The sequence below is a fragment of the Acidipropionibacterium virtanenii genome, from assembly GCF_003325455.1.
GTDB classification, from domain to species: domain Bacteria; phylum Actinomycetota; class Actinomycetes; order Propionibacteriales; family Propionibacteriaceae; genus Acidipropionibacterium; species Acidipropionibacterium virtanenii.
Map to the genome: position 1 here is coordinate 1,972,415 of NZ_CP025198.1, position 12,234 is coordinate 1,984,648.

Consider the following 12,234-nt stretch of genomic DNA (forward strand, 5'->3'; position numbering starts at 1 on the left):
CGCATCAGGTCAACCGGAGGGACTCCGCAACCTGACCGGCCAGCTGTGGCGCCAGCGCACCGAACCACCGAATCCGGGGGTCGCGCCGATACCACATGAGCTGCTTGCGGGCGAACCGCCTGGTGCGCACCACGGTGTCGGTCCTGGCACGATCCTCGTCGATGAGGCCGTCGAGATACTGGAGCACCTGCCGGTAGCCGAGCGCCCTGGATGCCGTGCGTCCTTGGCGCAGGCCGTGGCCGGCGAGGCTGCGCACCTCCTCGACCAGGCCGTCGTGCCACATCCGGTCGACCCGCTCGGCGATCCTGCGATCCAGGTCCTCGCGCGAGAGGCTGAGCCCGATCTCCACTGTTCCCGGGATGTGGAAGCGCCCGTCGGGCATGGTGGCCGAGAAGGAGCCGGTGAGTTCGACGACCTCCAGGGCACGGACGATGCGGCGGCCGTTGCCCGGCAGGATCGCGTCGGCCGCGCGCGGATCGCGTTCGGCGAGCCTGCGGTGCAGTGCCGGGGAGCCCTGCTCGGCCAGCTCCTCCTCCAGCCGGGCTCGCACGACCGGGTCGGTGGGCGGGATCTCGAGCTCGTCGAGCACGGCTCTGGTGTAGAGCGCCGAGCCGCCGACGACCAGGGGCAGCACCCGGCGGGCGCGGCAGTCGGCGATCGCCTGGCGGGCCATCGTCTGGACGAGCGCGATCGAGGAGTTCTGCGTGACGTCCAGCACGTCGACGAGGTGGTGGGGTACCCGGGCGAGTTCGTCTGGTCCCGGCTTGGCGGTCCCGATGTCCATGCCGCGGTAGACGAGCATCGAGTCGGCGTTGACGATCTCGACCGGCGTGCCTCTCCCGGCGAGCAGCTCGGCGAGACCGAGCGCCAGCGAGGACTTCCCGCTGGCGGTGGGCCCGAGCAGCGCCACGACCGGCGGCACCGCGACCTGGGACATCTCACATCCTGAGAATTCGACGAAGTGGGCTGGCGTCCCATCCCACGGGTGCAACACTGTACCCAACCTGCCGGAGGAGACGCCTCCGGGAAAAGGAGGGCCTATGGGACTCTTTGACAAGGCCAAAGACGCCGTGACCAACAATCAGGACAAGATCAAGGACGCCGTCAACAGCCACGAGGACCAGATCGACCAGGCAGTGGACAAGATCGGGGATGCGGTGGATTCCGCGACCGGCAGTAGGTTCGCTGATCAGGTTGACAAGGCCCAGGACGCTGTGAAGGACCGCACCGGGAACCTCTGAATTCCGGTCGTCCATCGGCGACACTGATCTTCGAGGCATCATCCGGCGGTTCCGTCGAGGAAGCCCGCCCGGTGATGCGACAAGGGGATGACAACTCATGGTTGTCATCCCCTTGTCATGTCCCGGGTGTCATGTCCCCGGCCGGACGATGGCGTCCCTCAGCTGGCCGGGCCGCCGATCCCCGGCATTCCCAATGACACCCCGACGGGCGCCACAGCGGGTTCGGCGGCCTGCTGGCGGGCCTGCCAGGCATCTCCGCCACGGGTGCGTCGCAGACGTCTCAGCCCGCCGTCGGCCATCAGGTGGTGAGGCGCGGCCCGGGTGATCTCGACCTCGCCGACATCTCCGGGGCGAGGCCGCTCCCCGGCGGGGTCCAGGGCGACATGCACCAGGCGGTTGTCGCGCGCCCGTCCCGTGACGCGATGGGTGGCCTCGTCCTTGCGGCCCTCCCCGGCAGAGAACATCACCTCGACGGTATGCCCCTCCAGGCGCCGGTTCTCGGCCCAGGCGATGTCGTCGACCAGTGCCACCAGGCGCTCGTAACGTTCCTGGACGACCGACTTGGGTATCTGGTCGGCCATCGCGCCGGCCGGGGTGCCGGGCCGGATCGAGTACTGGAAGGTGAAGGCGGCCGAGAAGCGCGCCTGCTCGACCACCCGCATGGTCTGTTCGAAGTCCTCGTCGGTCTCGCCGGGGAAGCCGACGATGATATCGGTGGTGATGGCGGCCTCGGGCATCGCCGAGCGGACCCGGTCCAGGATCCCGAGGAACTTCCTGCTGCGGTAGGAGCGGCGCATCTCGCGCAGGACACGGTCGGAGCCCGACTGGAGAGGCATGTGCAGACTGGGCATCACATTGGGGGTCTGGGCCATCGCCTCGATGACGTCGTCGGTGAACGCGGCGGGATGGGGGGAGGTGAATCGCACCCGCTCCAGGCCGTCGACCTGTCCGCAGGCCCGCAGCAGCTTGGCGAAGGCCCCGCGGTCGCCGAACTGGACGCCGTAGGAGTTGACGTTCTGACCGAGCAGGGTGATCTCCTGAACCCCCTCGTCGACCAGCGTGCGGATCTCGGCGAGAATGTCGCCGGGTCTGCGGTCGGTCTCCCGGCCTCGCAGCTGAGGCACGATGCAGAAGGTGCAGGTGTTGTTGCAGCCCACCGAGATCGACACCCACGCCGAGTACGCGGACTCGCGGTGGGTGGGCAGGTTGCTGGGGAAGGTCTGAAGGGACTCCTCGATCTCGACCGAGGCCTCGCGGTTGACCCGGGAGCGTTCCAGGAGCACCGGGAGTGCGGCCAGGTTGTGAGTGCCGAAGACGACGTCGACCCAGGGGGCGCGCGCGACGACGGTCTCCTTGTCCTTCTGGGCCATGCAGCCGCCGACGGCCAGCTGCATACCGGGATTGGCGGCCTTGACCGAGGCCATGTGGCCCAGCGTTCCGTAGAGCCGGTTGTCGGCGTTCTCCCGGACCGCACAGGTGTTGAAGACGACGACGTCGGCCGGATCCAGGCTGTTGTCCCTCGGATCGGGTACGTAGCCTGCTGATTCCAGCAGGCCTGCGATCCGCTCGGAGTCGTGGACATTCATCTGGCACCCGTAGGTGACGACGCGGTACGTGGGCTGATATGTCTCGGTCATGGCGGGCCACACTCTACAGATCGGCCCGGTCTACAGTGTCGCCCATGGACTCAACGCCCGATTCCCCGTCCTCAGCACAGTCGTTGACCGGACGCGATTACGAGATCTCAGCCGCGGGCTACCGCGCCACCGTCTGCGAGCAGGGAGCGACCCTGCGCAGTCTGACCCGTGAGGGCACCGACCTGGTGCTGCCGTCGGATCCCGGGACCCTGCCCACCGGTTCCCGGGGCCAGCACCTGACGCCGTGGCCCAACCGGATCAGGGACGGCCACTACGTCTTCGACGGGACCGATCAGCAGCTCCCCATCAACGAGATCGACCGCAACAACGCCATCCACGGTCTCGTGCGGTGGATGCTCTTCGATGTGGTCGAGCACACCGAGGAGTCGATCACCCAGAAGGTGGGGGTGGTGGCCCAGCCCGGATGGCCCGGCCGCGTCGAGATCACCATCATGCATCGGGTGGGAGCCGACGGACTCACCGTCGAGGTGGGTGCCAGGAACACCGGCTCCACCCCGATCCCCTTCGGCTACGCCCCTCACCCGTATCTGGTGGCCGGCCCCGGAGTCATCGACGACTGGCGGGTCAGCGCCCCCTTCGGCACATATCTGGTGACCGACGACCGGCTGCTGCCGATCCAGCTCGCCTCGGTGGCGCGGCGTCCCGAAGACCTGCGGGCCGGGAACCGCTTCGGCGACCGGGTGCTCGACACCGCCTACACCGGCGCCACGGAGACCGGCCGCTGGCAGGTCGAGATCCGCAACGGTGACGCCACCCGCGTGCTGTGGGCCGACCCCGAACTCGGCTGGGCGCAGGTCTACACCCCCGGCGACCGGCGATCGCTGGCCGTGGAGCCGATGACCTGCGGGCCCGACGCCTTCAACGAGGGCCCGACCCACGACTCGATGCTGCGACTGGCCCCGGGCGACGAGATCCACCTGCGCTGGGGCATCCACGCCTGAGCCGGATCCTGGGGCTCAGTCCCCGCCTCCGGTGACCTCCACCGCCCGGGTCTCGCGGATCACGGTGACCTTCACCTGGCCCGGCACCATCACCCTGTCGCCCACCTCGTGGGCGATCTCACGGGCGAGGTGCCGGGCCGAGTCGTCGTCGACCTCATCGGGTACCACCATCACGCGCAGATCGCGTCCGGCCTGTACCGCGAAGGCCCTGGCCACACCTTCGTGAGCGGTGGCCAGGGACTCCATCTCCTCCAGCCGGCGCACATGGCTCTCGAGGGATTCCCTGCGGGCCCCGGGCCTGGAGGCCGAGACGGCGTCGGCGGCCTGGGTGAGCACGTCGACCACTGAGCGGGCCTCCACCTCGTTGTGGTGGGCGGCGATGGCGTGCACGACATCCGCCGATTCCCCGTATCTGCGGGCGAGCTCGGCCCCGACCAGGGCGTGAGACCCCTCGATACCGGGAGTCAGCGACTTGCCGAGATCGTGAAGCAGCGCGGCCCGGCGGCACAGCGACTCGTCCGCACCGATCTCGGCGGCCATCAGGCCGGCCAGCCTGGCGCACTCGATGCTGTGGGCCAGCACGTCCTGTCCGTACGAGGTGCGGAAGCGCAGTGAGCCGAGGATCGGTCTCAGGCCCTCGGCCATGTCGATGATGCCGAGCTCGTGGAGGGCGTCCTCACCGGCCTCCAGGCACAGCCCCTCGATCCTCTTGACGGCCCGCTGATGGGCCTGCTCGATCCTCGCCGGGTGGATCCGTCCGTCGCCGAGCAGATCCTTGAGTGTGAGCCTGGCGATCTCGCGGCGGATCGGGTCGAAGCAGCTCACCAGCACGATGCCCGGGGTGTCGTCGACGATCACGGTGGTTCCGGTGACCTGCTCCAGACAGCGGATGTTGCGACCCTCCCGACCGATGATCCGGCCCTTCATGTCGTTGGAGGGAAGATCGACCGAGGCCACCACGGAGTCGGCGGTGAGGTCGGCGGAGTATCTCTGAATGGCGGTCGCCAGGACCACCCTGGCGCGTTCCTCGGCCCCGGTACGAGCCTCCTCCTCGATCCGGCGCGACAGTGCCTCGGCCTCGACGCGGGCATCGGCCTCAGCCCTCTCGACGAGTTCCAGGTGGGCCTGCTCGACGGTCAACCCGGCGATCCGCGACAGGTCATCGGCAGCCTGGGTACGGTCCCGATCGACCTGCGCCTCCCGGCGTTCGAGACTCTCGTCGCGCCGCCGGCCGGATTCCTCCAGTGCACTGCGGCGTCTCTCGAAGTCCTCCTCCAAGGTGTGACGACGGTCCTCCAGACCGGTCTCAAGATCGCTGCGGCGACGCTCGAGTTCCTGCTCGAGGCGCTCGCGCTCATCGGCGATGTCGCGGCGCGACGCGTTGAGCATCGCCCCCGACCGGCGTCGGGCCAGGATGTCCCCGACCACCACGAGCACCAGGGCCACGGCGAGGACGACGGCGATGACCGACCAGGCCGAGATCATCACCAGCTGCGGTGAGACCCTCACGAGGGATTCACGCACTGGAACGCCCCCCTTTTCACTGTGACGCGGGCCGCGACCCGATGTCACGGCGTGCTGACAGCCTGCCACAACGGGCTCATCCCCGCCTCACCGCGGGCGCAGCTCGTCACGACCAGGGGCCCTCGGCTTCCTCGCCGAGCACCTCGCGGGCGCGGCGCAGCGCCGTCCAGGCCACCTCCGAGCCGTAGCCCTTGCGAGCCAGCGCACCCAGCACCCGGCGGGTCAGCCGCTGCTCCTCGACCCCTTCACCCGCCCGCAGCCTGGCCACCGCCAGCCGGGTGGCCGCCGACACCTCGTCATCGTCGCTGACTGCGGCAACCGCGTCCGCCACGATCTGCTGGTCGACGCCCTTGCGCCGCAGCTCCTCGGCCAGGGCGCGTCTCGACAGCCCCTTGGACTCGTGCCGCCGGGTCGTCCAGCGTTCGGCGAAATCGGTGTCATCGACCAGACCGAGTTCCTCGAGGCGGTCCAGCACCCGGCCTGCGACCTCCTCGGGGACCTGCTTGCCGGCGAGCGTCCCGGCGAGTTCCGCGCGGGTCCTCGCCCTGGCGTCGAGGCGGGTCAGGGCCACCTCCCGGGCGTACTCGTACCACTGCTGCGAGGTCCGCTCGACGGGTTCTGCCGGGGCGCCGCGGCGCCCGCCCTGCCGGCCTCTCAGAACATCACCTCCCCGGTCTTCGGGTCGATGTCGGCGGGCACCTCGTCATCGCCGTCCAGACCCATCTGGACACGGATCTTCGACTCGATCTCCGCCGCGATCCCGGAGTTCTCCTTGAGGAACTTGCGGACGTTCTCCTTGCCCTGGCCGAGCTGCTCGGTCTCGTTGTAGGTGTACCAGGAGCCGGACTTGCGAATGATGTTGCAGTCCACCCCCATGTCGATGAGGCTGCCCTCGCGCGAGATGCCCTGGCCGTAGAGGATGTCGAACTCGGCCTGCTTGAACGGCGGGGCGACCTTGTTCTTGACGACCTTGACCCGGGTGCGGTTGCCGACCATCTCGTCGCCGTCCTTGAGAGTCTGGATGCGACGCACGTCCAGACGCACCGAGGAGTAGAACTTCAGCGCCCGGCCACCCGTGGTCGTCTCCGGACTGCCGAACATCACGCCGATCTTCTCGCGCAGCTGATTGATGAAGATGGCGGTGGTGCCGGCCCCGCTCAGCGCCCCGGTCATCTTGCGCAGGGCCTGGCTCATCAGCCTGGCCTGCAGCCCGACATGGGAGTCCCCCATGTCTCCTTCGATCTCGGCCTTCGGGGTGAGCGCCGCGACTGAGTCGATGACGATCAGCTCCAGGGCCCCCGAGCGCACGAGGGTGTCAGCGATCTCCAGCGCCTGCTCGCCGTTGTCCGGCTGGCTGATCAGCAGATTGTCGGTGTCGACGCCGAGATTCTTGGCGTATTCGGGATCCAGGGCGTGCTCGGCATCGATGAAGGCGCAGATGCCTCCCTCGGCCTGAGCATTGGCGATCGCGTGAAGCGCGAGTGTCGTCTTGCCGCCGGACTCGGGGCCGTAGATCTCCACGACCCGCCCTCGGGGCAGCCCTCCCACGCCCAGCGCCACATCGAGTGCCACCGATCCGGTCGGGATGGCCGGAATCCTCACTGTCTCGCGATCGCCCAGACGCATGATCGAGCCATTGCCGTACTGCTTGTCAATGTGCTCCATCGCATCCTTGAGGGCCTTCTCCCTGTCTGCAACTACCATTCCCGTGGTCTCCTTAGAACTGGCTCATTGGGAGCCGGCTGAGCCCGACCCGGAGGGCGGGACCTGTCACCGTGAACTGTAGGGGCGGCCACCGACAAATTCTGGCGCCGCGTCGACCCTGTGGACAGGGTTCCGTCCAGCCCGCCCCGCCCTGTGGAAAACTTCGCCGTCAGCGCTGCGACTCGGGCAGCTCGAGGACGGCCCAGCAGGCCCTCCACACGGTCTTGGCCTCGATTCCGTCGGCCAGCGCCTCGATCACGGTGCGTCCGCCCAACTCGGCCATCACCTGGGAACCGGCCCAGGACCGGACGTAATCGGGACCCAGGACGATCTCCAGGCGCCTCCACAGCTCTGACTCGCGCACCGCTCAAGACTAGGCGGTGGCCACGGGGCCGGACAACGCGACGGACAATGAGCGAATTCGTGCCCCCGAGCGCTGGTCTGCTCAGAGACTGCTCAACTATGATCAACGCCAGTGAGTGACCGCGCACTCGATGCACGGATGCATGAAGGGAGCCCGGGCCATGTCTTTTCCCCCCGCGGAGACGGCGACCTCGTCACGACGCAGCGACCGGATGGTCGCGCTCCTGGCGATCCTTCGGGACCGTCAGGAGGTTCAGCTGAGGGAGCTCGCCGATCTGCTGGGGGCCAGTGCCGCGACCATCCGGCGCGACGTCGCAGCCCTGGCCGATCAGGGCCTGCTGATCCGCACCCACGGCGGGGCCCGCAGCGCCGGGGTGGGAGCCGAGCTGCCGGTCAACCTGCGCGACGGGCGCCACCGGCGCGCGAAAGAGGCCATCGCCCGCGCCGCGGTGAGCGAACTGCCGGTCGGCAAGCATGCGATCGCGCTCACCGGTGGTACGACCACCGCCGAGGTGCTCCGGGCCCTGCATCACCGCCGGGACCTCACCATCGTCACGAACTCCGTGGGGATCGCGCTGGAGGCGGCCAACCAGGGCCAGCAGCGCGTCCTCATCGCCGGTGGGATCCTGCGGCCCAGTTCACTGGAGCTGGTGGGATCGCTGGCCGAATCCACCTTCAAGCAGATCAATGTCGGCACCGCGATAGTCGGATGCGACGGCCTGTCGATCGAGGGCGGGCTCACCACCCACGACGACGTCGAGGCGGCGACCAACCACACCATGATCGAACGCGCACCCAGGATCATCGCGGTGGCGGACGGCTCCAAGATCGGGCGGGTCACCCTGGCCCGACTGGCCGATGTGGGCGATATCGACCTGCTGGTCACCGACGACACGGCCGATCCCGAGCAGATCGAGGGGATCCGGGCCCGCGGCGTCCAGGTGAAGACGGTTCAGGCTCCCCGGGAGTGATCCCGGGGAGCCTGAGACCCGCCTGTGGGCGGCTGCCGTCGTAAGGTCAGGCGGCGACCGTCACCTGATTCTGGGTGCGGGTCTCGGCCTTGAGCAGCTTCTCGCTCACCATTCGCATCAGTTCGGACTGGGGCAGCTCGAGCGCGGTGCAGATCGCCAGGATCAGTTCGCTCGAAGCCTCCTTCTGGCCCCTCTCCACCTCGGACAGGTAGCCGAGCGAGACCCGGGCACCCGAGGACACCTCCCTCAGAGTGCGTCCCAGGGCGAATCGCTGCTCGCGAAGTGATTCCCCGAGCATTTCCCGAAGCAGGGCAGCCTTCATCATGTCTCCTCGTCGTCGTTCGGACAGGACAACACCCGTCCCACGAGGTTCATTCCCGCTGAACGCGAAAAATCTCACACCGTGTTCAAAAATCTGTGACGCAGGTCACACCGGCCGCCAGCAGGGCCTCGACCGTCACTCGTCGGATCTCCTGGCGGTCCCCGTCCAGATGCAGGGCGACCGGGACGCAGCGCTGCGGCGTCCATGCGCATCCGAACACCGTGCCGACCGGTGCGCCGTCCTGAGGGTCGGGCCCGGCCACCCCGGTGCAGGCCAGTCCCATCAGTGCCCCGCAGGTCCTCGCGCAGCCGCGGGCCATCGCCAGGGCCGTCTCGGGGTTGATGACACCGTGCTCGGCGATCCAGGCGGGATCGACCCCTGCCAATGACGTCTTGAGATCGGAGGCGTAGGTGATGAGCCCGCCCCGATACACCGCGGAGGCTCCGGGAACCTGCGTGATGGTGGCTCCGACCAGCCCTCCGGTCAACGACTCGCAGGTGGCCACCGTCATCCCCCGCCCGGCCAGGGCGGAGACCAGCCGAGCCGCCTCGGGGTCAGGACTCATCGGAGGACTTGCCTGCCGCCTCGGCCAGGCCCTCGCGCCGGATCCGCACGGCGTCGAGGATGTACATCGCCCCGGTGACCACCGTGAGCCCGAAGGCCACGATCATCACCGCCCAGGAGACGACATCGACCACCGTCGGAGTGCGCCACAGGCCGATGCAGAACAGGGTGATGGCCAGCGACTGCGTCGCGGTCTTGAGCTTTCCGCCCTTGTTGGCCGCCATCACCTCGTACTTGAGCATGAAGACCCGCATCACGGTGATCCCCCACTCCCGGGCCAGGATGAGGATCGTCATCCACCAGGGCAGCTCGCCGACGATCGACAGGCCGATGAAAGCCATCCCCGTGATCGCCTTGTCGGCCACCGAGTCCCAGATCTTGCCGAAATCGGTGACGAGGTCGTACTTGCGGGCGATCCTCCCGTCGACGAAGTCGGTGAGGATGGCCACCACGAAGACGACGGTCGTCCACGTGCGCCAGGTGCCCTCGTGGGCGTGGGCCAGCAGCATCCAACCGAAGACCGGGACGGCGACCAGCCGGAGCACCGTGAGAGCATTCGGCACATTGAAATTGCTCGGACGCTCACTCATTCTGCGGCTCCCCTGACGATTGCGATGGTCTGTCCAGTATCCCGCCGGACGGGCGATACGTCATACGGACTCCCCGATCAGGTCGGCGCCGTCGGAGCCGGTGAACCGGACAGGCATCAGCTCGCCGATCCCGATCCCGGTCGCATCGGGCACCGTGACGGTGCCATCGACCTCCGGGCCCTGATGCGGTGCGCGCCCGACGGCCCCGTCGGCATCGACCTGTTCGACCAGTATCGGGGCGCACTCGCCGATGCGGTCCTCGGCGCGCTGGGCGACCACCTCGTCGACGATATCGGCGAGCCGGTCACGGCGCTCGGCAATGACGTCGTCATCCAGATGGCCGTCGAGCCGGGCCCCCTCGGTACCCTCCTCGTCGGAGTAGGCGAAGATCCCGGCGACGTCCAGACGGGCCGCCGACAGGAAGTCGACGAGGATGTCGAGGTCCTTCTCGGTCTCGCCGGGGAAGCCGGTGATGAAGTTGGAGCGGAATCCGGCCTCCGGGCAGCGGGCGCGGATGCCGTCGATGAGAGCCAGGAAGGACTCGGCGTCCCCGAACCGTCTCATCCGGCGCAGCAGTGGGCCGGAGGCGTGCTGGAAGGACAGGTCGAAGTAGGGCACGACCTTCTCGGTGCCCAGCATCGCGTCGATCAGGGAGGGTCGCAGCTCGGCGGGCTGAAGGTAGGAGATCCGGATCCACTCCAGGCCGTCGACCCGGTCGAGCTCGCGCACCAGCTTCTCCATGTGGCGCAGATCGCCCAGATCCTTGCCGTAGGAGCTGGAGTTCTCCGAGACCAGGAAGGCCTCCTTGACGCCGTGGCCGACCAGCCAGCGGGCCTCCTCGACGATCTCGTCGACCGGGCGTGACAGGTAGGAGCCGCGGAAACTCGGGATGGCGCAGAAGGCGCATCGGCGGTCGCAGCCCGAGGCGATCTTCAGCGGTGCGCTGGGCCCCGACCCGAGGCGTCGCCGGGTGGCGGCGCGCGGCCCGGAGCCCGGTGTCACGGAGGCCGGCAGGTCGGGTGCGGTGCGAATGCCGGGCACCGCGACTCCCGCTGCGGCGTCGGGACGGTCGATCGGCGACAGGGGCAGCAGGGTCCGCCGGTCATGCGGAATGTGGGCCTCCACCGATCCCCCGGCGAGGATCGTCTGCAGCCTCGCCGAGATGTCCTGGTAGTCGTCGAAGCCGAGGACGGCATCGGCCTCCGGCAGTGCCTCGGCGAGTTCGGCGCCGTAGCGTTCGGCCATGCAGCCGACCGCCACCACAGACTTCGTGGTGCCGCCCGATTTGAGATCGGCGGCCTCCAGCAGGGTGTCGACCGAGTCCTTCTTGGCCTGCTCGATGAATCCGCAGGTGTTGACCATCACCGTCTCCGCCTGCCCCGGATCGTCGACCAGGCGGAACCCGCCGGCCTCCAGGCGGGCCGCCAGCTCCTCGGAATCGACCTCGTTGCGGGCGCAGCCCATCGATACCAGATGCACGGTCATGAGGTGGTCGGTCATGGATCTCCTGTTGCTCGGCGACCGGGCAAGTCTACGGTGGGGGGCATGGCTGATGTCTTCAGGAAGTCGGACGACCGCCCCGGACGCATCCAGTACGAGGTGGCCGGGCTGGCCTGGTTGGCCGATGTTGCCGATGACGCGGCTCCGGTGGTGACCGTCAGCGCGCACGGCGATGACTGGCTCGAGGAGCCCCGGCTGCCCCAGGGGCGGGCGACGCGGGCGGCCGCCGAGGAGTTCGGCCGACGGCTGGCCCACACCCACGCCGCCGGGGCGACTCATCTTGGAGCGCCCCCGCCCGGGGACTTCGGGCAGGGCTGGATGGGGATGGCGAGGCTCCCCCTGCCGTCCACCCCTCAGGAGTCGACGCCCTCCTGGGGCGAGTTCTACGCACGCTACCGTCTGGCGCCCTATCTCGATGCCCCGGCATTCACCTCCTCGGACCGCAGGATCCTCGACCGTCTATGCACCAAGCTCTCCTCGGGTGTCCACGACCATGACCAGCCGCGGCTGGTGCGCCAGTCCGGCCCCGACGACACGTACTGGGCGGCGCGCACCCACGGGGACATGTGGAGCGGCAACGTCTTCTGGACGCCCACCGGCGCGGTGCTCATCGACCCGGCGGCCCAGGGCGGTCACGCCGAGGAGGATCTGGCGTCGCTGGGGGTCTTCGGCTCCCCGCACACCGAGACGATCCGGGCGGCCTATGACGAGGAGTCGCCGCTGGCCGACGGCTGGCGCGACCGGATCGAGCTGCACCAGCTGCACATGCTCATGGTCCACTGCCAGTTGTTCGGGCGCAGTTACGTCCCCGAGACCATCGCCATCGCCAGGCGCTGGGCCTGATCCGCGACCCCTC

At 68.7% G+C, this 12,234-nt stretch carries 14 protein-coding genes; 4 read left to right on the forward strand and 10 right to left on the reverse strand.

All coding sequences use genetic code 11. The annotated features are described in order from the left end of the window. Nucleotides 1-4: 4 nt before the first annotated feature. Nucleotides 5-937 (reverse strand): tRNA (adenosine(37)-N6)-dimethylallyltransferase MiaA, encoded by a 933-nt coding sequence (miaA, locus tag JS278_RS09050; RefSeq protein WP_114044889.1) that lies wholly within the window; start codon nucleotides 935-937, stop codon nucleotides 5-7. 103 nt (nucleotides 938-1,040) lie between these two features. On the opposite strand from miaA, the gene JS278_RS09055 reads away from it, so the two are divergent. Then, nucleotides 1,041-1,241, forward strand: a complete 201-nt coding sequence (locus JS278_RS09055; RefSeq protein WP_114044890.1) for an antitoxin — start codon at nucleotides 1,041-1,043, stop codon at nucleotides 1,239-1,241. A gap of 158 nt (nucleotides 1,242-1,399) precedes the next feature. Here the strand turns inward: JS278_RS09055 and miaB are convergent, their stop codons facing one another. Continuing rightward, a complete protein-coding gene (miaB, locus tag JS278_RS09060) occupies nucleotides 1,400-2,878 on the reverse strand; it encodes a tRNA (N6-isopentenyl adenosine(37)-C2)-methylthiotransferase MiaB (protein WP_114046226.1) in 1,479 nt (492 codons plus the stop codon). A gap of 44 nt (nucleotides 2,879-2,922) precedes the next feature. Between miaB and JS278_RS09065 the strand changes: the two genes are divergently transcribed. Beyond that, entirely contained in the window at nucleotides 2,923-3,840 is a 918-nt protein-coding gene (locus tag JS278_RS09065) for an aldose 1-epimerase family protein (RefSeq protein WP_114044891.1), read from the forward strand. Between the two features lie 15 nt (nucleotides 3,841-3,855). Here the strand turns inward: JS278_RS09065 and rny are convergent, their stop codons facing one another. From rny to JS278_RS09085, 4 genes are all read right to left on the reverse strand, one after another. Then, on the reverse strand, nucleotides 3,856-5,349 hold the full coding sequence (gene rny, locus JS278_RS09070; RefSeq protein WP_425451431.1) for a ribonuclease Y: 1,494 nt from the start codon (nucleotides 5,347-5,349) through the stop codon (nucleotides 3,856-3,858). Between the two features lie 121 nt (nucleotides 5,350-5,470). After that, nucleotides 5,471-5,935, reverse strand: coding sequence for a regulatory protein RecX (locus JS278_RS09075; protein ID WP_245935070.1), 465 nt, complete (start codon nucleotides 5,933-5,935; stop codon nucleotides 5,471-5,473). 83 nt (nucleotides 5,936-6,018) lie between these two features. Further along, nucleotides 6,019-7,068 (reverse strand): recombinase RecA, encoded by a 1,050-nt coding sequence (gene recA, locus JS278_RS09080; RefSeq protein WP_114044893.1) that lies wholly within the window; start codon nucleotides 7,066-7,068, stop codon nucleotides 6,019-6,021. Nucleotides 7,069-7,237: 169 nt separating this feature from the next. Further along, nucleotides 7,238-7,432, reverse strand: a complete 195-nt coding sequence (locus tag JS278_RS09085; RefSeq protein ID WP_114044894.1) for a DUF3046 domain-containing protein — start codon at nucleotides 7,430-7,432, stop codon at nucleotides 7,238-7,240. Between the two features lie 211 nt (nucleotides 7,433-7,643). On the opposite strand from JS278_RS09085, the gene JS278_RS09090 reads away from it, so the two are divergent. Next, the gene (locus JS278_RS09090; protein ID WP_114044895.1) at nucleotides 7,644-8,402 is read left to right on the forward strand and encodes a DeoR/GlpR family DNA-binding transcription regulator; all 759 of its coding nucleotides are present in this window, start codon (nucleotides 7,644-7,646) and stop codon (nucleotides 8,400-8,402) included. Nucleotides 8,403-8,448: 46 nt separating this feature from the next. Here the strand turns inward: JS278_RS09090 and JS278_RS09095 are convergent, their stop codons facing one another. The 4 genes from JS278_RS09095 to rimO all read right to left on the reverse strand — a co-directional run bounded on the left by JS278_RS09095 (nucleotide 8,449) and on the right by rimO (nucleotide 11,363). After that, nucleotides 8,449-8,724, reverse strand: coding sequence for a helix-turn-helix domain-containing protein (locus JS278_RS09095; RefSeq protein WP_114044896.1), 276 nt, complete (start codon nucleotides 8,722-8,724; stop codon nucleotides 8,449-8,451). An 85-nt stretch (nucleotides 8,725-8,809) separates the two neighbouring features. Further along, nucleotides 8,810-9,289 (reverse strand): CinA family protein, encoded by a 480-nt coding sequence (locus tag JS278_RS09100; RefSeq protein WP_114044897.1) that lies wholly within the window; start codon nucleotides 9,287-9,289, stop codon nucleotides 8,810-8,812. After that, the gene (gene pgsA, locus JS278_RS09105; RefSeq protein ID WP_114044898.1) at nucleotides 9,279-9,878 is read right to left on the reverse strand and encodes a CDP-diacylglycerol--glycerol-3-phosphate 3-phosphatidyltransferase; all 600 of its coding nucleotides are present in this window, start codon (nucleotides 9,876-9,878) and stop codon (nucleotides 9,279-9,281) included. The genes JS278_RS09100 and pgsA overlap by 11 nt, the downstream gene beginning before the upstream one ends. A 60-nt stretch (nucleotides 9,879-9,938) precedes the next feature. Beyond that, nucleotides 9,939-11,363, reverse strand: coding sequence for a 30S ribosomal protein S12 methylthiotransferase RimO (gene rimO, locus JS278_RS09110; RefSeq protein ID WP_114046228.1), 1,425 nt, complete (start codon nucleotides 11,361-11,363; stop codon nucleotides 9,939-9,941). Between the two features lie 60 nt (nucleotides 11,364-11,423). On the opposite strand from rimO, the gene JS278_RS09115 reads away from it, so the two are divergent. Beyond that, complete coding sequence (locus JS278_RS09115; protein WP_114046229.1) at nucleotides 11,424-12,221, forward strand: fructosamine kinase family protein; 798 nt, start codon at nucleotides 11,424-11,426, stop codon at nucleotides 12,219-12,221. Nucleotides 12,222-12,234: the final 13 nt, after the last annotated feature.